The 22,320-nt window shown below is 54.1% G+C and carries 13 protein-coding genes and 4 rRNA genes; all 17 read right to left on the reverse strand.

The features are described 5' to 3' along the window. Nucleotide 1 precedes the first annotated feature (1 nt). On the reverse strand, nucleotides 2-715 hold the full coding sequence (gene tmk, locus ACR9EC_RS07470; RefSeq protein ID WP_435300631.1) for a dTMP kinase: 714 nt from the start codon (nucleotides 713-715) through the stop codon (nucleotides 2-4). Between the two features lie 210 nt (nucleotides 716-925). Next, the gene (locus ACR9EC_RS07475; protein WP_435298616.1) at nucleotides 926-1,978 is read right to left on the reverse strand and encodes a Gfo/Idh/MocA family protein; all 1,053 of its coding nucleotides are present in this window, start codon (nucleotides 1,976-1,978) and stop codon (nucleotides 926-928) included. Nucleotides 1,979-2,139: 161 nt separating this feature from the next. Continuing rightward, on the reverse strand, nucleotides 2,140-4,890 hold the full coding sequence (topA, locus tag ACR9EC_RS07480) for a type I DNA topoisomerase (RefSeq protein WP_435298617.1): 2,751 nt from the start codon (nucleotides 4,888-4,890) through the stop codon (nucleotides 2,140-2,142). A 118-nt stretch (nucleotides 4,891-5,008) separates the two neighbouring features. Further along, entirely contained in the window at nucleotides 5,009-5,887 is an 879-nt protein-coding gene (locus ACR9EC_RS07485) for a phosphatase PAP2 family protein (protein ID WP_435298618.1), read from the reverse strand. 138 nt (nucleotides 5,888-6,025) lie between these two features. Then, entirely contained in the window at nucleotides 6,026-7,219 is a 1,194-nt protein-coding gene (locus ACR9EC_RS07490; protein ID WP_435298619.1) for an AI-2E family transporter, read from the reverse strand. Nucleotides 7,220-7,264: 45 nt separating this feature from the next. After that, nucleotides 7,265-8,818: a DUF7059 domain-containing protein gene (locus tag ACR9EC_RS07495; protein WP_435298620.1), complete on the reverse strand. Its 1,554-nt coding sequence runs from the start codon at nucleotides 8,816-8,818 to the stop codon at nucleotides 7,265-7,267. Between the two features lie 13 nt (nucleotides 8,819-8,831). Then, nucleotides 8,832-9,566, reverse strand: coding sequence for an endonuclease/exonuclease/phosphatase family protein (locus ACR9EC_RS07500; RefSeq protein ID WP_435298621.1), 735 nt, complete (start codon nucleotides 9,564-9,566; stop codon nucleotides 8,832-8,834). 42 nt (nucleotides 9,567-9,608) lie between these two features. Beyond that, entirely contained in the window at nucleotides 9,609-10,304 is a 696-nt protein-coding gene (locus tag ACR9EC_RS07505) for an anaerobic ribonucleoside-triphosphate reductase activating protein (RefSeq protein ID WP_435298622.1), read from the reverse strand. Beyond that, the gene (locus ACR9EC_RS07510; protein WP_435300632.1) at nucleotides 10,301-12,151 is read right to left on the reverse strand and encodes a ribonucleoside triphosphate reductase; all 1,851 of its coding nucleotides are present in this window, start codon (nucleotides 12,149-12,151) and stop codon (nucleotides 10,301-10,303) included. The genes ACR9EC_RS07505 and ACR9EC_RS07510 overlap by 4 nt, the downstream gene beginning before the upstream one ends. A gap of 877 nt (nucleotides 12,152-13,028) precedes the next feature. Continuing rightward, on the reverse strand, nucleotides 13,029-14,129 hold the full coding sequence (locus ACR9EC_RS07515) for a PfkB family carbohydrate kinase (RefSeq protein WP_435298623.1): 1,101 nt from the start codon (nucleotides 14,127-14,129) through the stop codon (nucleotides 13,029-13,031). A gap of 63 nt (nucleotides 14,130-14,192) precedes the next feature. Continuing rightward, on the reverse strand, nucleotides 14,193-14,828 hold the full coding sequence (locus tag ACR9EC_RS07520) for a bifunctional 4-hydroxy-2-oxoglutarate aldolase/2-dehydro-3-deoxy-phosphogluconate aldolase (RefSeq protein WP_435298624.1): 636 nt from the start codon (nucleotides 14,826-14,828) through the stop codon (nucleotides 14,193-14,195). Nucleotides 14,829-14,938: 110 nt separating this feature from the next. Beyond that, nucleotides 14,939-15,733, reverse strand: coding sequence for an IclR family transcriptional regulator (locus ACR9EC_RS07525; protein ID WP_435298625.1), 795 nt, complete (start codon nucleotides 15,731-15,733; stop codon nucleotides 14,939-14,941). 178 nt (nucleotides 15,734-15,911) lie between these two features. After that, nucleotides 15,912-16,028: ribosomal RNA gene (gene rrf, locus ACR9EC_RS07530) — 5S ribosomal RNA — on the reverse strand. A gap of 125 nt (nucleotides 16,029-16,153) precedes the next feature. Beyond that, nucleotides 16,154-16,270, reverse strand: a 5S ribosomal RNA gene (rrf, locus tag ACR9EC_RS07535). A gap of 149 nt (nucleotides 16,271-16,419) precedes the next feature. Then, nucleotides 16,420-16,962, reverse strand: coding sequence for a GNAT family N-acetyltransferase (locus ACR9EC_RS07540; RefSeq protein ID WP_435298626.1), 543 nt, complete (start codon nucleotides 16,960-16,962; stop codon nucleotides 16,420-16,422). Between the two features lie 325 nt (nucleotides 16,963-17,287). Beyond that, nucleotides 17,288-20,396, reverse strand: a 23S ribosomal RNA gene (locus tag ACR9EC_RS07545). A 394-nt stretch (nucleotides 20,397-20,790) separates the two neighbouring features. Next, nucleotides 20,791-22,318: ribosomal RNA gene (locus tag ACR9EC_RS07550) — 16S ribosomal RNA — on the reverse strand. The 16S, 23S and 5S rRNA genes sit together here, the layout of an rRNA operon. Nucleotides 22,319-22,320: the final 2 nt, after the last annotated feature.

The following is a 22,320-nucleotide window of genomic DNA, read 5'->3' on the forward strand; positions in this document are numbered from 1 at the left end:
GTTACACCGTCGATTCTGGGGTGGTGAAGGTGTTCGTGGTTAGGGCGTGTGCGTAGTGCGCAAATTTTTCTTGCAGGCGGACGCGTACGGCTTGTTGGGTGAGTTGTGCGACTTCTTCTATGGTGCCGTGTCCGTCGATGACGATCCACCGGTCTGGTTCTTGTGCCGCGTTATGCAAGTAGGTTTCGCGTGTGCGTTGGTGGAAGTCTGCGCCTGCGCGTTCTAGCCTGTCTGGGGCGTCGGTGAATCGTGACGCACCGACTTTCGGGTCAATGTCGAACAAGATTGTCAGGTCTGGGACGAGGTTTTCTGTTGCCCACATGGATAAGTTGCGCACTTCGGTTGCGGTGAGTTCTCGTCCACCGCTTTGGTAGGCGATAGACGAGTCAAAGTAGCGGTCTGTGATGACGATGGTGTCGCGTTCTAGTGCGGGTTTCACGAGGGAGTGCACGTGGTGTGCGCGGTCGGCAGCGTAGAGCAGTGCTTCTGCGTGGGGGCCCATGTCGTCGCCGTGTAAGACGAGTTGGCGGATTTGCTGCCCGAGTGGGGTGCCACCTGGTTCGCGGGTCAAGAGTACTTCTTTATGTAATGCTGGGCCAAGCCATTCGCCGAGTAGTCGCGCTTGGGTTGTTTTTCCGCAGCCGTCGCCGCCTTCACAGGAGATGAACAAGCCTCGCTTGTTGTCTTGTTGTGTTGGTGGCGCTGGTGTAGGCATGATTGTCACGCACATAACCCTACCTGTAACGGCTGGGTTCGTATCCACTGAAGACTCATACTTGTGGATTGCTTTCAGCACACTTAATGCTGTGTTGTTGCAACTAAAGCAGTGGGTGCGCTGTAGCCCTTGACCTCGTGTGAGTGGGTGTGAGGCTACAGCGCGTTAGTTCACGTTTTTCGTGTGTGAATGTTGCTGTTGAGGCAGTGTTTACTCCCCTGGGTAGATCACACCTGTTTGACGACGAACTTCGTCCATTGTTTCCATGACTTCTATGGTGTCCGTCCAGGACATGCGGTCGCTGTGGGTTTTACCTGAGGTGATGCAGCGGGCGACTTCTGCTGCTTCCCATTCGAAGCCGTACACGTCGTCGCATTCATACACATACTTTTCGCCGGTGTACAGGGTGACGGTGAAGCCTGACGGCGCGTAAAACCAGCCGTCGATTTCGATTCGCCCAAGTGAACCGACTACTGCTGCCGTGTTTGGTGAAGTTCCCCAAACGGTTGTGTTCACCACTGATTGGGTTCTTTCACCGTGTTCGAAAATCATGGAGATTTGACCGTCTACGCCTGTTTCTGCGAGTTTTCCTCGCGCAGTGATGTGGTCGGGGGCTCCGAGGAGGTCGTGCATGAACGAGATGGGGTACACACCTAAATCGAGGAGGGCTCCCCCAGCAAGGTGTGGGTCGTATAGCCGGTGTGTAGGGTTTAACGGAAAGTTTTGCCCGTGATCGGCAAACACTGTCACGATGTCACCGATCGTTCCGCGCGCGATAACGTCTTTTAACGCTGCAATGTGTGGCAGGAATCGTGTCCACATTGCTTCCATCACAAACACGCCTGTTTGTCGTGCCGCCTCATGGAGGTCGCGGGCTTCTGCAGCATTTCGGGTGAAGGCCTTTTCAACAAGGACGTGTTTCCCTGCGCGAATAGCGAGAAGTGCATGTTCGTGGTGGTGTGAGTGCGGAGTGCCCACATAGATTGCATCTATGGTGTCGTCATGCACGAGTTCGTCGTAAGAGCCGTACGCTACAGCCGGTTTTTCAGCTGCGCTAAGGTGCGTGTCAATAAATTGTTGGGCTTTCGTGACGTCGCGTGAAGCTACGGCAGCAATATGTGATGCCGTGTGTTGGGTTACCGCTGTGGCGAACGTTCCTGAAATGTTTCCTGCGCCGAGGATTCCCCACCGTATAGCTGGCGCGTCTTGTGGTGATTGAACTAGTCCTGTAGTCAACGCTGACTCAATGATGGTGTGGTTCATGTGACTACCATAAACACGCTGGCACACTTTCGATACATGCCACACAGAGTTGTCTTAGACAAGAAGAAACCTAGACGCTAGGGGTTTCTCACCAACGTCCAGGTTCACTTCTTATTATACTTTCCGGTTGGAAATGTGACCACTAAAGCGCCACAACACCCTTATTCGGCTGTTTTCTTTGTGGTGCGCGTTGTGCTCTTCTTGGTAGTTGTCTTTTTTGTTGTGGCTTTTTTAGCGGTGGAAGCCCGGGTCGTGCGTTTTACGGGACCTTTGGCACGCTTTTCTGCAAGTAGCTCAACAGCCTGCTCAAACGTCACCGATTCGATAGTTGCGTCTTTAGGCAGCGTACGGTTTGTTTTTCCGTCAGTCACGTACGGGCCAAAACGTCCGTCTTTAATGACGATTGGTTTTTCTGAGGTCGGGTCAATACCCAACTCTTTCAGAGGAGCCGACGCAGTTGCACCGCGGCCACGCTTCGGCTGCTTATACACCTCAAGGGCTTCTTCTAACGTGATTGTAAGCAGTTGCTCTTCGCTGGCAAGCGTACGCGAATCGGTTCCCTTCTTCAGGTACGGTCCGTACCGGCCATTCTGGGCGGTAATGTCTGTGCCTGTTTCTGGGTCTTGGCCCACGATGCGAGGAAGCGACAACAGTTTCAATGCTTCTTCTAATGTCACTGTTTGGAGTGACTGACTCTTAAACAGTGACGCAGTTCGTGGCTTTGGCAGCGCCGCTTTTGCTTTTTTCTTTGCCGCTGCAGTCATGTTCTCGTCGAACTCAGGTTCTGGAATGACTTCAGTAACGTAGGGGCCAAAGCGACCTGCTTTAGCAATGATTTCGCGCCCAGATTCAGGATCTACACCAAGAGCGATGTCTCCATCTGCTTGAGTTTCTAAGAGTTCTCTAGCTTTGTGTGGAGTGAGTTCGTCAGGTGCCACCTCGTCTGGCACGGATGCACGTGGAGGGTTTTCTCCTTCGGCAACTGGCTGTGACAGGTCTTCAACGTATGGACCGTATCGTCCGACGCGCAGCACAATACCGTCACCAATTGGCACCGTGTTAATGTCACGGGCATCGATTTCACCAAGAGTGTCAACGAGCTCTTTTAAGCCCTTTGATTCTTGTGCTTCATCCCCAAAGTAGAAGTGCGTGAGCCATGCAACGCGGTCTGTTTGTCCGGCTGCTATCTCGTCGAGGTCTGACTCCATTTCTGCGGTGAAATCGTAGTCGATGAGTTGACCAAAGTGTTCTTCAAGTAGACGAATAACGGCGAATGCCAGCCACGATGGGACAAGCGCTTGGCCACGATTGTTGACATACCCGCGGTCCTGGATGGTTGAAATCGTTGCAGCATATGTGGACGGGCGCCCGATGCCTCGTTCTTCGAGCGCTTTGACCAGTGAGGCTTCGGTGTAACGTGGCGGCGCAGAAGTCGTGTGCCCGTCAGCGTTGAGGTTTTCGGCGGCGAGTGGGTCGCCTTCTGTCATGTTTGGCAAGCGCGCGTCGTTACCTTGCGCGTCGTCTGAGTAACGGTCCTTGTCTGTTCCTTCTTCGTATGCGGCAAGGAATCCGCGGAAGGTAATGACTGTTCCCGATGCACTAAAAACGGCCTGCTGGCTTGTTGCGTTGTCGGTGAGAGCGATTTTTACGCTTGCGGTTGATCCGCGCGCATCAGCCATCTGCGAGGCAACGGTACGCTTCCAAATCAGTTCGTACAGTTTGAACTGGTCTCCGCTCAGCGACGAAGCAACTTGCGCTGGAGTGCGGAAAGAATCTCCTGCTGGACGGATTGCTTCGTGGGCTTCTTGCGCACCTTTAGATTTTGGTGCGTAAAGGCGTGGCTTCTCCGAAACGTATTCAGCGCCGTACAGTTCTGATGCTTGCCTGCGCGCTGCAGTGATCGCTTGCGACGACAAGACCGGCGAGTCGGTACGCATGTACGTGATGAAACCGTTTTCGTATAGCCCTTGAGCTACACGCATTGTTTGCTTCGACGACATACGCAACTTGCGTGACGCTTCTTGCTGCAATGTTGAGGTTGTAAATGGTGCTGCTGGGCGACGAGTGTATGGCTTCGTCTCTAAGCTTTGTACAGTTGCGGGCTGGTCTGCGAGCCCATCGACGAGGGCCCGTGCGCCTTGTTCGTCGAGGTGGACAACATTTTTTGTAGTGAGTTGTCCGGCGTCGTTAAAGTCTCGACCTGAGGCGACACGTTTGCCGTCAAGGTGAGTGAGTTTTGCAGTGAACTGGTTTCCTGCATCAGCGCCTTGTTGTGCGGTGAAGGTCGCGGAGATGTCCCAGTATTGTGCGGGCACGAAAGCCATGCGTTCGCGTTCGCGTTCCACAACGAGGCGTGTTGCTACGGACTGGACTCGTCCTGCGGAGAGGCCTTGGCGGACTTTACGCCACAGCACTGGGGATACTTCGTATCCGTAGAGTCGGTCGAGGATGCGTCGGGTTTCTTGCGCGTCGACGAGGCGTTCGTCTAGGTCGCGGGTGTTCTCTAGCGCACGCTGGATTGCTTCACGGGTGATTTCGTGGAAAACCATGCGTTTGACTGGAACTTTGGGGCGTAAGGCTTCGAGGAGGTGCCAGGCGATGGCTTCTCCTTCGCGGTCCTCATCGGTTGCGAGGTAAAGCTCGTCAGCTTCTTTGAGGAGTCGTTTGAGTTCGGTGACTTTTTTCTTTTTGTCGGAGTACACCTCGTAGTAGGGGGTGAATCCGTCGTTAACGTCTACTGCGAACTTTCCGTACGGACCTTTTTTCATGTCTGCTGGTAGTTCTGAGGGTTGCGGTAAGTCGCGGATGTGTCCGACGCTTGCTTCTACCTCATAGTCTTCGCCGAGGTAGTTGGCTATCGTACGCGCCTTTGCGGGCGACTCCACGATGACAAGCTTGCGTCCCTCGGACATGAACTATCCTGCTTCCACTGGTGTTTTGGTACGTATCTTAAAAGGGTGCCATTGGATACAGCACTTTCGCCAATATATAGGCAAGTAGCCTTTTAATTCGAGCGCACACAGCGTGATGTTAGTGTGTGCGTGTCACGGATTGTCGTATTGCTAGCGTAGCCCCAAACACGATTGCGCTGATGGCACCTACTGCAAAGACGCTTCCAATATATGCGTTCTTTTCTGTTTTTGATTCTGCGATCACTGCTGTGTCCCAGTACATGAAGGCATCACGCAAAAACCAGAACGCCGTTAATGCGCACATTATCGTAACCAGTGTAAGCATGATGCAGGTGGTTACTGTCCACGTTGTTGTGGAGTGAGATTTGGGGTCGTGCGCTGAGTTTGTTGAAAAAGCGGAGACGAACGCTGCCCAGGCCGCGGCTACGAGAATTGCGGCATATACGTCTGATGGTCGGTGCCATTGTCCGACGAGTGTAGACACTCCCATCGCTGCGGTGTATCCCGCGCCGAGGACTGCTACGAAGGGCCGCCATTTGCGGGGAACGGCTAGTAGGAGCGCTAGGGATGTTGCGGCAGCAACTGTGGTGTGTCCTGATGGCAGCGTGTTGGTTGGCCCCCAGGCTACGTCGAAGTCTGGTCGGTCGAACACAAATTTTTTGAGGATTTGAGTTGTAATGTTTGCGCCCACGATGACGGTGACTACTTGGACGGCAAGCACCCACCGTTTGCGTAGCAGTGATATTGCGACCACAGCGATCAGTGAGAGTCCAACGTAAGCGATGGACACTCCATCCAAGATGGGCTCTGCGATGGTCCATAGTTTTGTTTTGCCGTACAGGGAACCGCTGAGTGCGGCTTCTTCTATGTGTTGGCCTTGTTCTGTTGCCACAAAGAATCGCCAAAGGACGTACACGCCAAAGACCGCGAGCGCGGCACAGGCGAAGGCCAGCGTGCGTACTGCGATCGTGTTTCTTGTTTGTCGTTGGTGATTCATCAACGTATACGTTAAGCCCCAGATGTGGAGGAGGTGAAAAGGCGAGGCAGGATTTTTCGTGGTTTCTTGCACAACTCCCCGTTTTTTCCTGTTTTTCTGGCCGTTTTACAGGGAGTTGTGCGGTCGGGGCGTGAGTGTTTAGTCAGTTACAGGTGCGTGTGTTTTTGCTCGGACAAATCGTGCGGGGGTGTGTGGGCCGTCCCATACGCTGAGGATTCCCCATGCGACTGCGGCTACTGGGACGGAGAGGACTGCGCCGAGTATTCCGCCGAGGATTGTTCCTGCGGTCAATGCGAGCAGGATGACGAGTGGGTGCAGGCTCAATGTTTTACCCATGATTTTGGGTTGTAGGTAGTTGCCTTCGAGCTGGTTGACGAGAATAACGATTCCAATGACGATCAGGGCGGCTACTGGACCGTTTGAGACGAGGGCGACGAGCGCTGCGAGGGCTCCTGCGAGTGTTGCTCCAACGAGTGGGATGAAGGCGGTAAGGAATACGATCACTGCGAGGGGTAGGGCGAGTGGCACTTTGAGGATTGCAAGACCGATTCCGATACCGATTGCGTCGACGGCTGCTACTGCGGCTGTTCCGCGTACGTATTGCCCGAGAGTGACGACGGTTTTATTGCCGACGCGGCGTGCTCGTTCGTAGTGTTCTCCGGTGAATGGGCGCAGCATGAATTCCCAGATTTGTGGGCCGTCTTTCATGAAGAAGAACAGCACCACGAACATGAGGAACATTCCTGCAATGAAGGTTCCTGTGGCTGATACCCCGGCGAGTGCGGATGATCCGAATTGGCTTGAGGTGAGGAAACTGGTGACGGTGTCTTTGAAACCTTCTATTTGTTCGTCGGTGATTTGCCAGGGTAGGTCGTCGAGCAGGGTTTGCACCTCGGTGAGGCCTTCTCCTGCTGATTGTGTGAGTTCTGGCCATTGGTTTCGCACTGCGTTGACGATTGCGGTGATGATGCCGCCTGCGATGAGGATGGCGCTGATGAGGGTGAGCCATGTGGCACCCATGGGTTTGAGCCCGATTTTTTGGAGGCGAACGATTGCTGGGCGCAGTGCGGACGCGATGATGAGGGCGAGCAGGATGGGGATGATGAGGGTGCCGAGGTAGTTGAGCGCAAATATCACGAGTGTCACGAACGCGATGATGGAGAGTGATTGGAGTGCTCGTGTTGCGATGAGACCTAGACCGTTATGCCATGTTGACTGATATGGCTGTGGGGTTGTGGTGTCTGTTGTGGTGCGGGTGTGCTTGGTGCGCCCGAATGTGAATCTGCTGGTGGTGCGAGGGGCGCGGGGTGTTGCCGTGGGTTCTTTTCCCATGCTGCTCTCCTGCTTGAAGTTCTGTGTTGTGGTGATTGTACTGGTTTAGTTTTCGCGTTTGAGGATGCCGTCGGTTATGAGCCCGCGTATGTCGGGGAGCAGTTCGTCGAAGAGTTCGGTGTGGTCAACGCTAAGGAGGGTTGCTAATGCTCCTATGATTTGGCCTACGCTGAGTTCGCCGTCGCTGGCGCTGATGAGCCCGGCAAGTGGTGTGCTGGCTTGGATGGCGCGGGAGAATCCTGATCCTTGACGGATGATGATGACGTTGGGGTTTTCTTCTCCGGGTGTGTAATACCGTTCGTCGGTGACGTCTGGCGTGCAGTGTAGGCGTTGTTGGGCGAGTTGCTGGTCGTCGAGGGCGGTGTGCCAGTCGTGTGCGGCGAGGGCTTGGGCGTAGACGGGCCCGAGTGGTTGTTGGATTGTTCCGGTTATTTCTTCGAGTCTGCGCAGTGTGTGTTTTCCGTTGGCGGGTTTGCGCAGGTAGATCATGCCGAATCCGATTCCGGTGACGTTTCGAGTGTCGAAGTCGTCGAGCCACGCGTTGTATGCTGCCGCGTATTCGGCTGGGTTTCGGTCTGGTGTGGTGCCGCCGTCTCTAATCCAAGTTTCTGCGTATTGTGCTGGGTCGAGTAGTTCGCGTTGGATTATCCAGGCGTCTAGTGGTCCGTGGGCGTGTTCGGCTTCGTTGAGCCATTCGTTGATTCGGGTGGTCCACGGTTCGTTGTTGTGGATTTCCCAATTTCCGAGCATGTATACGCTGCCGCCGGGTGCGAGCACTGTTGCGATGTTGGCGATCAGTTCGTGGATGAGGTTGTCACCTGCATGTCCTGCGTCGCGGTATTCGTATTGGGGCATGTGGTCGTCGTGCGTGGTGCGCGGGGTGATAACAAATGGCGGGTTTGAGACGACGAGGTCGAATTTTTCGTTGGCGACGGGTTCGAGCAGGGATCCGTGTCGCAGGTCGATGGTGATGTTGTTGAGGGCTGCGTTGAAGCGCGCATAGTTGAGGGCGCGTTCGGAGATGTCGGTTGCGGTGATGTGTGTGGCGTGGCGTGAAGCGTGGATTGCTTGTATTCCGCAGCCGGTGCCGAGGTCTAGTACACGTTGTGTTGGGGTGCGTGCGGTGATGTGCGCGAGGGTGAGTGATGCTCCTCCTGCGCCGAGTACGTGGTCTGCGTTGAGGGTTGTCCCGGTTGCCAGTTCGGTGAGGTCTGAGGCGAGCCACCAGTCGGTTTGCCCGTCTTCGTCGGTGAGGGCGTGCGGACGGATTTCGGCTGTTGCGCGGTATCCGTGTGGTGTGGGCTCGATGATGTTGAGGTTGAGCGCCCCTTGAATTGTCAGGGTGGGGAATGCGGTTGTTGCTTGGTGGTCGGTAATTTCTTCGCCGAGGATGAAGAGTTTGATGAGGTAGGCGCAAGCGCTGGTTTGGTTGGCGAGTGCTCGTTGGGCGGGTACTGCTTGTTCTCGGTGTAATGCGTTGCTTGCGAGTTCGCCTAGAGCCTGTGTGGTTCCGTCTACTGTGTAGTGCGCGCTGGTGAGGTCGGCGCGGAGGGCAGGTAGGTCGTCGGTGATGATGGGTGTTGTGTGCGCAGGCGTCATGGTTTCTATTGTTTCAAATCGTTGGTGTGGGTTGGATTGTGGCTATTACGGGTAGGTGGTCGGAGGCTGCTCGTGCTGTGGGTGTGTCGTGTACGTGCATGTCGTGGATGTGCAGTTCACTGCCTGTGAAGATTGTGTCTATGCGATGCCGTGGTTTGTGTGCCGGGTATGTGGCTGGCATGAGCGGGTGCGGTTTTTCGTTGTGTGGTGAGAGGTTGTGGAGTGTGGTCCAGCTGGGGCCGTCTGGTCGCTCGTTGAGGTCGCCGGCTATCACGTAGTTGTGCGCGTCGCCGGTGAGCATGTGGCGCAGTATCCGGGTGAGGTGGTCTGCACGTTCGAGGGCACTTAAGCCAAGGTGAATATTGACGACGAGTATGTTGTCGATGCGTGCGTAGGAGTATCCGCGTCGTGACGGCCAGGTGAGTCTGGTGCGCCATTGTGGTGTCCAGTTGCGCACGTTGAGCGGTAGTGTCGCTGAGCCGTAGGCGTGTACGCGTTGGGCGGCTTGTGGGGTTGCAAGCAGTGCGGTGGTTACTCCCCCACGTGGGTATCCCCCGGGCACGATGACGTGATATCCGGCTGCTTGCGCGCAGGCGTGCAGGCGTTTCTTCCCGTGGTTTCCTCGTGGAGGTTCTTGAATGGCAATGATGTCTGCGCGTGTTTCTTCAAGGGTTACTTGTACGGCTGTGCTGTCACGTTGCAGCCCTTTGATGTTGTATGTTGCGATTCGTAGCGCAGTGTTGTCCACTGTTCAACGGTACGTTGTTTCCGACGAGGCAGGTGTGTCGCATTAGGCGTGTGGCAGGATTGTTTCTTTTCCGTCTGCGCATCTGCTGCGGTATTCGGCGAGGGCTTGTGCGTATTCTGGGTTTGTTCCGTCGGGTCGCACGCGTTGCACTACGAAGTCTGTGACGCCTAGTTCGGTGACTTCTTGTTGTATTTCGAGGATGTCTTCTTCGTCGAGGACGAGTGGGTCTAGGGTGGTGCGCACTTGGACGGGTATGTTGGCGTCGAGCAGCATGCGCAGGGTTTTCATGGGTAGCTGGTTGTCTCGTGCCACTCCGGTTATTGCCTGATATTTGGCGCTGGGTGCTTTGATGTCGAGGCCTACCCAGTCGAGGTGTTCGATGAGTTCTTTCATGCGGTTGGGGTAGGCGCCACCCGTGTGGAGACCGATCTCGAATCCTAGGTTTTTAGCCTCGCGCACAGCGGAGATTAGCGCGTGTTGGCGTGTTGGTTCTCCACCGGAGAAGACTATGCCGTCGAGCAGTCCGCGCCTGTTTGTGAGGTGTTCGAGCACTGTTTCCCAGGCAATGACACCCGGTTTTTTGGGGTCGATGATGTCAAAGTTGTGGCAGTATCCGCAGGACCATGGGCATCCTTGCAAGAAGACGACTGCGGAAAGTTTGCCTGGCCAATCGCAGGCCGAGAACGGCTCGAATCCTGCGATTTCGAGTCGTTCTGGCCTGCGATTGTGTGTGTTCATGAGCGGACTGCACCTGCAAATTGAGAGCGATCGGCGACGGATTCTTCGAACATGGTGCGTTCTTGGTGTTCGCCCTTCTTACCAATGTTGAAGGAACTTACTGGGCGGTGGTAGCCCATAACTCGCGTCCATACTTCACATACTGTTGGTTGTGCGTCGGGGCGTTCGAGCGCGCACTTCCAGCAGGTGGGGTGTTCTCCTTGGAGGTACCCGTGGTTGGGGCAGATGGAGAACGTTGGGGTGATCGTAATGTATGGCAGTCGGAAGTTCTCCAGCGAACGCTTCACCATGGTTTTGCATGCGTGTGCTGTTGATACTTTTTCTTGCATGTACAGGTGAACTACAGTGCCGCCTGTGTATTTGCCTTGGAGTTCTTCTTGACGAGCGAGCGCCTCGAATGGGTCTGCGGTGAATCCTACTGGGAGCTGCGATGAGTTTGTGTAGTAGGGGTTGTCGTCAGTTCCTGCTTGCAGGATTCCTGGGTAGCGGGCGCGGTCTTCTTTCGCAAACCGGTATGTTGTTCCTTCTGCCGGGGTTGCTTCGAGGTTGTACAGGTGGCCGGTTTCTTCTTGGAATTCGACCATTCGGGCGCGCATGTGGTCGAGTAACCTCACTGCCAGTGCGTGGCCTTGTGGGGCGGTGATGTCGTAGTCGTCATCACTGAAGTTACGGATCATTTCGTTGATGCCGTTAACGCCGAGGGTGGAGAAGTGCGAGCTGAGATCGCCTAGGTAGCGACGAGTGTAGGGGAAAAGCCCTTCGTCTATGTAGTGCTGAACTGTCGTTCTTTTAACTTCAAGGGAGTCTCGCGCTAGGTCCATCAAGTGGTCGAGCGCCCCGATGAGTGCAGGCTCGTCGCCTTTGTAGAGGTATCCGAGGCGGGCACAATTAATGGTGACGACACCGATGGAGCCTGTTTGTTCTGCGGAACCGAAAAGGCCATTTCCGCGTTTAAGGAGTTCACGCAGGTCGAGTTGGAGGCGGCAGCACATGGAACGGATCTGCCCGGGCTCGAGTTCTGAGTTGATGAAGTTTTGGAAGTACGGCAAACCGTATTTCGCGGTCATCTCGAAAAGACGGTCAGCGTTTTCTGATTCCCAGGGGAAGTCTTTGGTGATGTTGTATGTGGGGATTGGGAAGGTGAAGACTCGCCCTGACGCGTCACCTGCGGTCATAACTTCAATGTATGCGCGGTTAATGATGTCCATTTCCGCTTGCAGGTCGCCGTACGTGTAGTCCATGACTTCGTCGCCGACGATTGGGTGTTCGTCGCGTAGGTCTTCTGGGCAGGTCCAGTCAAAGGTGAGGTTGGTGAATGGTGTTTGGGTTCCCCACCGTGATGGGACGTTGAGGTTGTAGACGAGTTCTTGGATGCATTGCAGAACTTGCTTGTAGTCAAGGTTGTCGTTGCGAACGTAGGGTGCCATGTATGTGTCGAATGAAGAGAATGCTTGCGCTCCAGCCCATTCGTTTTGCATGGTGCCGAGGAAGTTCACTACTTGTGACACTGCGGAGGAAAGATGCTTGGGTGGGTTGGATTCAACTTTCCCTGGCACTCCGTTGAACCCTTGTTGGAGCAGCATTTTTAGTGACCATCCAGCGCAGTACCCGCCGAATACGTCGAGGTCGTGGATGTGGTAGTCGCCGTTTCGGTGTGCTTCACCGATTTCTGGGGAGTACACGGAAGATAGCCAGTAGTTTGCGGTCACTTTTCCTGCGGTGTTCAAGATGAGTCCGCCGAGCGAGTATCCTTGGTTTGCGTTGGCGTTGACTCGCCAGTCGCTGCGGTCCAGATACTCGTTCATTGACGAAGTGACATCTACCGTGACTTTTGTACTTTTTTGTATGCTGCTGGCACTGTCTTGATCCGGTTGTGAAGTGTTTCCTGTGGCTCCGTTGCCGCTTTTTTCCACTTCGTTCGACACCGTCATGTGCTCCACACCCTTTCGTTACGGCTAACATCTCTCACTCACATGAAACACAACATGTAGTAATAGCATTAACCTCAAACCACTAGATACCCTATCTTCGGCGTGACTAGTCGAGAGGTTGAGGGACTTTCGTCCTTAGCCTCAACACGGGTTTCTGACGCAATAAAATACATGCCAGTGCAGCTTTCCATACATGGGCGCAATCACCACTACGGGCAGCTCAACCCTTGATGCTGTTTTCCTGACATGCTCAACATGTGAGCAATAATTTCCACACATTTTTCGCCCGACACACCTTCTCGTTTTTACAGCAGGTGACAGACTCGGACATTTAAAACAAGATGGTGAATTATGCGATAGCAGTTGCCAACAACCTTGAAGGTTCGTAACGTCAAAGACATAAGGGTTGGAGATGGCGGCAAAGGGGTCACTGTCATACCAGCTTTCATGGCACTTTTCCTAATCGCATACTTAGTTTCGTGATCACAGAGTCCGACCTTGGCGGGGGTGCGGGCCCATAGTTCATCGGTCACGGAACACGCAGGATAACGGAATCATGTGACTCCCTGATTCCGGTCCCCGATTCCTGCGTCCCACTGAGAGGGCCCATGCAACGCGCAGTGTGGGCCCTCTCGTTATGCTCGGAAGCCGCACACCCGTGCTGTGCGCTATATGCGGACACGGAAAGTGGGCCTTCGCAGCGCTCGAAGACCCACTCATATTGGCAGCTTCCCATTCTGCCGACATGCATGCTCGTTCCTGTCCGGTCACCTAACGGATACCGAAAAGATCATCATCGATCGACTCGTGCTGATCCTCCACCCGCAAGTTTGAGCACTTCCGCTTGTGTGGCCATGGTGGTATCACCTGGCGTGGTCATTGCTAAGGCGCCGTGCGCGGCACCATATTCGACTGCAGTGTGCAGGGGCTGGCCATCGAGAAGACCAAAGATTAGTCCTGATGCGAAGGAGTCTCCCCCACCAACCCGATCAAAGATTTCGAGGTTTTCACGCATGACAGATTGCACAACACCGGTTTCTTGCGACCACGCAAGTGCACCCCAGTCGTTTCGCGACGCACTGTGAACTGTACGCATCGTATTGCCTATGACTTTAAAGTTCGGGTATGCCTCTGCCGCTGTTTTGATCATGCGTGCAAAAGAGTCAGTTTCGAGTTGCGCAAGGTTTTCGTCGACCCCTTCAACGTCAAACCCTAGTGATGCTGTGAAGTCTTCTTCGTTTCCGATCATGACATCAATGAAAGGCGCTATGGCGCGGTTTACTTCTCGCGCTTTTTCTATGCCACCGATGGATTTCCACAGGCTGGGTCTGTAGTTCAAATCGTATGAGACAACAGTTCCGTGACGTTTCGCTGCCGTCACAGCTTCAATGACGACTTGTGCAGTTGTTGGCGACAGCGCCGCAAAGATGCCTCCTGTGTGGAACCACCGCACGCCGTGTTCGCCAAAGAGTACATCCCAGTCGATATCACCGGGCTTGAGTTGTGAAGCGGCAGTAAGACCCCGATCAGAAACACCTACGGCACCGCGCACGCCAAATCCGCGCTCAGTAAAGTTCAAACCGTTTCGAACTTCACGTCCAATACCGTCGTACGACGACCACTGGATGAACCGAGTATCAAGGCCTCCTGCAAGAATGAAATCTTCTACCAAACGTCCAACTTCATTGTCAGCAAGTGCTGTAACTATTGCTCCGCGCAGCCCAAAGGTGCGACGCAGCCCGCGTGCTACGTTGTATTCTCCGCCGCCTTCCCACACGTTAAATGATCGTGCAGTGCGAATGCGTCCGTGCCCAGGATCTAACCGCAGCATGACTTCGCCCAACGACACAGCATCGTACTGACACTCTGCGGCCGGTTTAATTGTCAATGTCATGTTGATCTTCCTTGCTGAACAAAAACGAGAACTTTATTGTGCACATGTGCGTCAGAGGAGCTGTCACTGCCCTTTGATCTGCGCTACGAGCTGGACGGCTTCTTGGGTAAGTTTTTCAACAAGATCAAAACGCCCCTCGTTTACGAGGGTCTTTTCGACCATCCACGACCCACCTGCCGCAGCGACGCAGTTTAAAGATAGGTAGTCACGCAGGTTTGTGGCATTAATGCCGCCGGTAGGAACAAACGAGAGATGTGAGAAGGGTGCTGACAGCGCCTTGATCGCGGGAGCGCCTCCCGAAGTTTGCGCTGGGAAAAACTTCACCGCGCTCAGCCCCAATTCCACGGCTGCTTGTATTTCCGTTGCGGTAACAGCACCAGGCAAGGCTAATACGCCGTGTTCGTGTGCCCGCTTAACGACTGCGTGGGAAAGCCCAGGAGAAACGATGTAGTCTGCTCCGGCTGCCACGGCACGATCTACCTGATCAACTGTTAGCACTGTTCCCGCGCCGATAAGCATGTCGCCTCGTTGCGCCATAATGCGTATTGATTCTTCTGCTGCTTCTGTGCGAAAGGTAATCTCTGCAACGGGCAGCCCTCCAGCGACAAGGGCCTGCGCCAGCGGTTCAGCGTCGGTGCTGTTATCAAGCACTACGACAGGTACTAACGCGTGCTGGGCTAGCTTGCTCAACGTTGTCATGTGGTTCTGTTTCCTATCAACACACGCACTAGTTTCACTCTGCGAAACTAGTGATTCGTCTAATGAAACGAGTATTGCATGCGTTGAAGGCAAAGTAAAGCAATGAGAAGTTACCCTACGGAAAAGGGGCTGGGGAGCGCTGCGGTTAGCACGGACCGGATGTCTGCAGCGATTTCTATCATGCGTTCTTGCGTCATGCGCTGGGCGGGCGCGGTCACGCTTACAGCGCCCACTGCTGTTTCCCCACGCAAGATAGGCAATGCCACGCAAGAAATTCCAGGTTCGTTTTCTTCAATCTCACGGGCGAAGCCGCGCATGCGAGCCTCTTCCAATTCCGCAATCAGACGATCTGCATGCTGTGCGTGATCGCGTCCGGTTTCTTCACTCATAAAAGGCTCAAGTTGCGTTCGCTCCAATCCGAGCGACATGAGGATCGCGCGCCCCAACGCAGTATTACGGGCAGGAACGCGTGCGCCAACTTGAGAAAACACACGCACTGCGCGCTCTGGTTCCACTTTGTCGAGGTACACAATGTGCGTACCGTCCAAGACCCCTAAGTGGACGAGCTCTCCGACACGTGCGGACAGACTTGTTAAAGCTGGATGCAGTAAAGCCTCAAGATTGTCGCGGCCATAAAATTGAACACCTAATTGTGCTGCTGCCCCGCCTAAGGAATACCTACCGGTTTGAGGATCCTGGGTTGCAAATGCCCGATACTTCAATGCGGCAAGCGAACGGTGCACGGTCGCTTTATTCATCTGGGTTTTTGCGGCCACATCAACAAGTGCGATACCTCGCGGCCCAGCGTGGGAAAGTTCCATGAGTATACGTAACGCACGATCTACGCTCTCAATCGGTGGGGCGCCAATTTCAGCAGTCGTCTGCGCCATGTGACCTTCAGACATGTTGACCTCCCGCAACCGTCGCTCATCCACACAGGACCTTGAGCGTTACTTTACCTGTTCAAACAGGCCTGATTGGAATCACACGGGGTTCCACAAGCATTCAGGTGCTACCCGAGCTGCTCTTCTATATAAACAACGAGAGCCTTCCAACTTTGGAAGGCTCTCGTTATAAGTTTAAGTGCGACTGCGTCCTACTCTCCCACACCATTGCTAGTGCAGTACCATCGGCGCTGTCAGGCTTAGCTTCCGGGTTCGGAATGGGACCGGGCGTTTCCCTGACGCTTTGACAGCCGCATGACTATTTAACACCACGAACAACACAGAATGCAAATCGCTCACGTGAACACAAAATTTTTGGATAAACCCAGATATAAACAACGAGAGCCTTCCAACTTTGGAAGGCTCTCGTTATAAGTTTAAGTGCGACTGCGTCCTACTCTCCCACACCATTGCTAGTGCAGTACCATCGGCGCTGTCAGGCTTAGCTTCCGGGTTCGGAATGGGACCGGGCGTTTCCCTGACGCTTTGACAGCCGCATGACTATTTAACACCACGAACAACACAGAATGCAAATCACGCAAAACAAGCGGAAAAACCCTCATCTTTACAACAAAAAAGTGTGGAAGGCGTCCGCGGGAACGCCTTCCACACCGCTCTGATAAGGCCTTGCAGCGCCTAGAAAGAAACTAGTTAAGAACTAGCTCGTAGCACCGCGAGAGGCCTGCTGGGTCATCTTTCCATTCACCGTATGTGGGAATGGCTTGATATCCCAAAGACTCGTATAAACGCATAGCCTCAGGCTGCTCAGTTCCGGTCTCTAAGACGACACGGAGCCCCATGCGGTCTGCCCGCTGTGAGTACCGACGAGCCTGGCGCTCGATTTCTTCCATGAGCAACCGTGAATACCCGTTACCTCGGTACTCAGGACGCACATATACGCGCTTTACTTCGACGATTGGGGTATCAAAGTCGTCATAGTGCTCAGTCATGTCCATAAGAGCCGCACAGCCGACGTCTTCGCGCCGTCCCTCAATAAGCACGGAAAGCACAATCATTGCGACAGCATGCTCACCGTTTGGCGCAGGGCAGGCATCATCCGAGTCATAACGCTTACAGATCTCATCTTCTGCTGCTTCACGTAGTTCAAACGCGGCAGGGGCTGTCCACTGCGTTAGACGCAGGTTTGGAGCCGTACCGGTTATCTTCGGGTCAATTAATATGTCAGTCACGCCGCTTCAGCACTCTTCTCTTGAACAGATCGCTTTTTAGCTATTGCTTAACCTAACCCAAAAATACGACTTCTTCAGACACTTGTGACTGACCAAACATGTGACCTCAAACGTCACAGCAATTGTGTTGAAATTTCATCAATATGGCTAGTTTTCTTCAGTGTTCTAAACTATTCGAGAATCACAGCAAAGTTAATAACCTTAGCCGTTTATGTGCATAGAAAAAGGCCGTCAATCGCATTGATTGATGGCCTTCCTCGTCACAACCATGGTGGGTCGTGGTGTGGGAACTGGGTAGTGGACGCGTGCAGTGAAGTGTGTTTGTGTTGTTAGGTTGTTGGCGTATTAGTACCGGTCAGCTGCGACAGTCGTTAGTCCTGTCTTCCACGTCCGGCCTATCAACCCACTGGTCTGGTGGGTGCCTTCACAACAAAATGTTGTTGGAAACCTTATCTTGAAGCAGGCTTCCCGCTTAGATGCTTTCAGCGGTTATCCCTTCCGAACGTAGCTAACCAGCCATGCACCTGGCGGTACAACTGGCACACCAGAGGTTCGTCCGTCCCGGTCCTCTCGTACTAGGGACAGGTCTTCTCAAGTTTCCTGCGCGCGCAGCGGATAGGGACCGAACTGTCTCACGACGTTCTAAACCCAGCTCGCGTACCGCTTTAATGGGCGAACAGCCCAACCCTTGGGACCTACTCCAGCCCCAGGATGCGACGAGCCGACATCGAGGTGCCAAACCATGCCGTCGATATGGACTCTTGGGCAAGATCAGCCTGTTATCCCCGGGGTACCTTTTATCCGTTGAGCGACCACGCTTCCACAAGCCATGGCCGGATCACTAGTTCCGACTTTCGTCCCTGTTTGACCTGTCAGTCTCACAGTCAAGCTCCCTTGTGCACTTACACTCGCCACCTGATTGCCAACCAGGCTGAGGGAACCTTTGAGCGCCTCCGTTACATTTTAGGAGGCAACCGCCCCAGTTAAACTACCCACCAGGCACTGTCCCTGAACCCGATTAGGGTTCGAGGTTGAGGTATCCGAAACCACAAGAGTGGTATTTCAACGATGACTCCACACACACTAGCGTGCATGCTTCATAGTCTCCCACCTATCCTACACATGTAATACCGAATACCAATACCAAGCTATAGTAAAGGTCCCGGGGTCTTTCCGTCCTGCTGCGCGTAACGAGCATCTTTACTCGTACTGCAATTTCGCCGAGTTTATGGTTGAGACAGCGGAGAAGTCGTTACGCCATTCGTGCAGGTCGGAACTTACCCGACAAGGAATTTCGCTACCTTAGGATGGTTATAGTTACCACCGCCGTTTACTGGGGCTTAAATTCTCAGCTTCACCACCAAAGGTGGTTGACCAGTCCTCTTAACCTTCCAGCACCGGGCAGGCGTCAGTCCGTATACATCGACTTGCGTCTTCGCACGGACCTGTGTTTTTAGTAAACAGTCGCTTCTCCCTGGTCTCTGCGACCCCGATCCGCTCAACACAGCGTGTGTGTATCACGGTTGGGGCCCCCCTTCTCCCGAAGTTACGGGGGCATTTTGCCGAGTTCCTTAACCATAATTATCTCGATCGCCTTAGTATTCTCTACTTGATCACCTGAGTCGGTTTGGGGTACGGGCGGCTAACACCTCGCGTCGAGGTTTTTCTTGGCAGCAGAGGATCACCAACTTAACCCCATCAGATCTCACCCCTAAACGAATCCCGGATTTACCTAGGACTCGGGCTACATCCTTGGCCGTCGTCTACCATCGCGACGGTTTGGCTACCTTCCTGCGTCACCCCTGTTCATACGCTCACGCCACACCACGCCACACCCAGCACACATCACCACACACAACCCGAAGGCTATGCATGCGTCAGTGCGGGAGGTGTTTTATAGTGTTTTGTGTTGGGCGGTGTTTCACCGGTACTAGAATATCAACTAGTTGTCCATCGACTACGCCTGTCGGCCTCGCCTTAGGTCCCGACTAACCCAGGGCAGATTAACTTGACCCTGGAACCCTTGATCATCCGGCGGACGGGTTTCTCACCCGTCTTTCGCTACTCATGCCTGCATTCTCACTCGTGTAGTCTCCACCACTGGGTTACCCCGCAGCTTCATCGCCCACACGACGCTCCCCTACCCATCCACACACCTGAACCCTAAAAGGGGCTAGGTACATATGTGAATGCCACAGCTTCGGCGGTGTACTTGAGCCCCGCTACATTGTCGGCGCAGAATCACTTGACCAGTGAGCTATTACGCACTCTTTCAAGGGTGGCTGCTTCTAAGCCAACCTCCTGGTTGTCTATGCAACTCCACATCCTTTCCCACTTAGCACACGCTTAGGGGCCTTAGCTGGTGGTCTGGGCTGTTTCCCTCTCGACTACGGAGCTTATCCCCCGCAGTCTCACTCCTACACTCTGACTTACCGGCATTCGGAGTTTGGCTAACGTCAGTAACCTGGTGAGGCCCATCGGCTATCCAGTAGCTCTACCTCCGGTAAGAAACATGTAAGGCTGCACCTAAATGCATTTCGGGGAGAACCAGCTATCACGAAGTTTGATTGGCCTTTCACCCCTACCCACAGGTCATCCCCCCAGTTTTCAACCTAGGTGGGTTCGGTCCTCCACGCGGTCTTACCCGCGCTTCAACCTGCCCATGGGTAGATCACTTCGCTTCGGGTCTAGACCCAGCGACTCATTCGCCCTATTCAGACTCGCTTTCGCTACGGCTGCCCCACACGGGTTAACCTTGCCACTGAGCACTAACTCGCAGGCTCATTCTTCAAAAGGCACGCCGTCACCCCAACGAGGGAGGCTCCGACGGATTGTAAGCACATGGTTTCAGGTACTATTTCACTGCCCTCCCGGGCTACTTTTCACCATTCCCTCACGGTACTGATCCGCTATCGGTCATTAGGTAGTATTTAGGCTTACGAAGTGGTCTTCGCAGATTCACACGAGATTTCTCGGGCCCCGTGCTACTTGGGATCCCACGACACAGGTATACATGTTTCAGTTACGGGGGTATCACCCTCTACGCCACTCTTTCCCAAGAGTTTCACCTACACGCATACTTGATAACTGTGTGTTCAAACGGCAGCTTGAACCACGTGGTCCCACAACCCCATACACGCAACCCCTGCCGGGTATCACACGCATATGGTTTGGCCTTATCCGCTTTCTCTCGCCAATACTCACGGAATATCTTTTCCTGCCGGTACTGAGATGTTTCACTTCCCGACGTTCCCTCTACCTTGCCTATATATTCAGCAAGGAGTACCCCAACATGACTTGGGGTGGGTTTCCCCATTCGGACACCCTCGGATCACAGCTCGTTTGCCAACTCCCCGAGGCTTATCGCAGGCTACAACGTCCTTCATCGGCTCCTAATGCCAAGGCATCCACCATGTGCTCTTAAAAACTTAACAAAACACAAAAAATTTCATACAAAATCACAGACACCAAAAAAGACATAAAATCATTTTTTGATTAGATGCTCGCGTCCACTATCCAGTTCTCAAACAACGACCACACCCACACAAACAACCACCACCATCAAGCAGCGTCATCCATGCGACATGGCTAAAACCTCACACCCTTCCCCACACACGCACGAACGCGCACATAAGAAAACCGGGTTGATGTTTCATAACCCAACAGTGTGTTTGACCCCAACCACCCACGCCCGCACACTTCCACCAACCCCACAAAAAGAGTCAGGTACTACGCGCACACGCACATGATCAAGGAATGCTTGTCAATGTTCCACCCATGAGCACAACCACTAGAACACTCGCCTAGCGCATTGCATATGCTCCTTAGAAAGGAGGTGATCCAGCCGCACCTTCCGGTACGGCTACCTTGTTACGACTTAGTCCCAATCGCCAATCCCACCTTCGACGACTCCCTCCCACAAGGGGTTAGGCCATCGGCTTCGGGTGTTACCAACTTTCGTGACTTGACGGGCGGTGTGTACAAGGCCCGGGAACGTATTCACCGCAGCGTTGCTGATCTGCGATTACTAGCGACTCCGACTTCATGGGGTCGAGTTGCAGACCCCAATCCGAACTGAGACCGGCTTTTTGGGATTCGCTCCCCCTCACGGGATCGCAGCCCTTTGTACCGGCCATTGTAGCATGCGTGAAGCCCAAGACATAAGGGGCATGATGATTTGACGTCATCCCCACCTTCCTCCGAGTTGACCCCGGCAGTCTTCCATGAGTCCCCACCATAACGTGCTGGCAACATAGAACGAGGGTTGCGCTCGTTGCGGGACTTAACCCAACATCTCACGACACGAGCTGACGACAACCATGCACCACCTGTACACCAGTCCGAAGAGGCGACTATCTCTAGCCGTTTCCGGTGTATGTCAAGCCTTGGTAAGGTTCTTCGCGTTGCATCGAATTAATCCGCATGCTCCGCCGCTTGTGCGGGCCCCCGTCAATTCCTTTGAGTTTTAGCCTTGCGGCCGTACTCCCCAGGCGGGGCACTTAATGCGTTAGCTACGGCGCGGAACTCGTGGAATGAGCCCCACACCTAGTGCCCAACGTTTACGGCATGGACTACCAGGGTATCTAATCCTGTTCGCTCCCCATGCTTTCGCTCCTCAGCGTCAGTTGCGGCCCAGTGACCTGCCTTCGCCATCGGTGTTCCTCCTGATATCTGCGCATTCCACCGCTACACCAGGAATTCCAGTCACCCCTACCGCACTCTAGCCTGCCCGTACCCACCGCAAGCCCAACGTTAAGCGTTGGGTTTTCACGGCAGACGCGACAAACCGCCTACGAGCTCTTTACGCCCAATAATTCCGGACAACGCTTGCGCCCTACGTATTACCGCGGCTGCTGGCACGTAGTTAGCCGGCGCTTCTTCTGCAGGTACCGTCACTTTCGCTTCTTCCCTACTGAAAGGGGTTTACAACCCGAAGGCCTTCATCCCCCACGCGGCGTCGCTGCATCAGGCTTTCGCCCATTGTGCAATATTCCCCACTGCTGCCTCCCGTAGGAGTCTGGGCCGTGTCTCAGTCCCAGTGTGGCCGGTCGCCCTCTCAGGCCGGCTACCCGTCGTCGCCTTGGTAGGCCATCACCCCACCAACAAGCTGATAGGCCGCGAGCCCATCCCCTACCGAAAAAATCTTTCCACCCACAAAAGATGCCTCTATGGGTCGTATCCAGTATTAGCCACCGTTTCCAATGGTTATCCCGAAGTAAGGGGCAGGTTACTCACGTGTTACTCACCCGTTCGCCACTAATCAAAAAAGTGCAAGCACTCTTCATCATCGTTCGACTTGCATGTGTTAAGCACGCCGCCAGCGTTCGTCCTGAGCCAGGATCAAACTCTCCATGAAAA

This window comes from Timonella sp. A28 (assembly GCF_051200815.1).
Taxonomy (GTDB): domain Bacteria; phylum Actinomycetota; class Actinomycetes; order Actinomycetales; family Cellulomonadaceae; genus Timonella.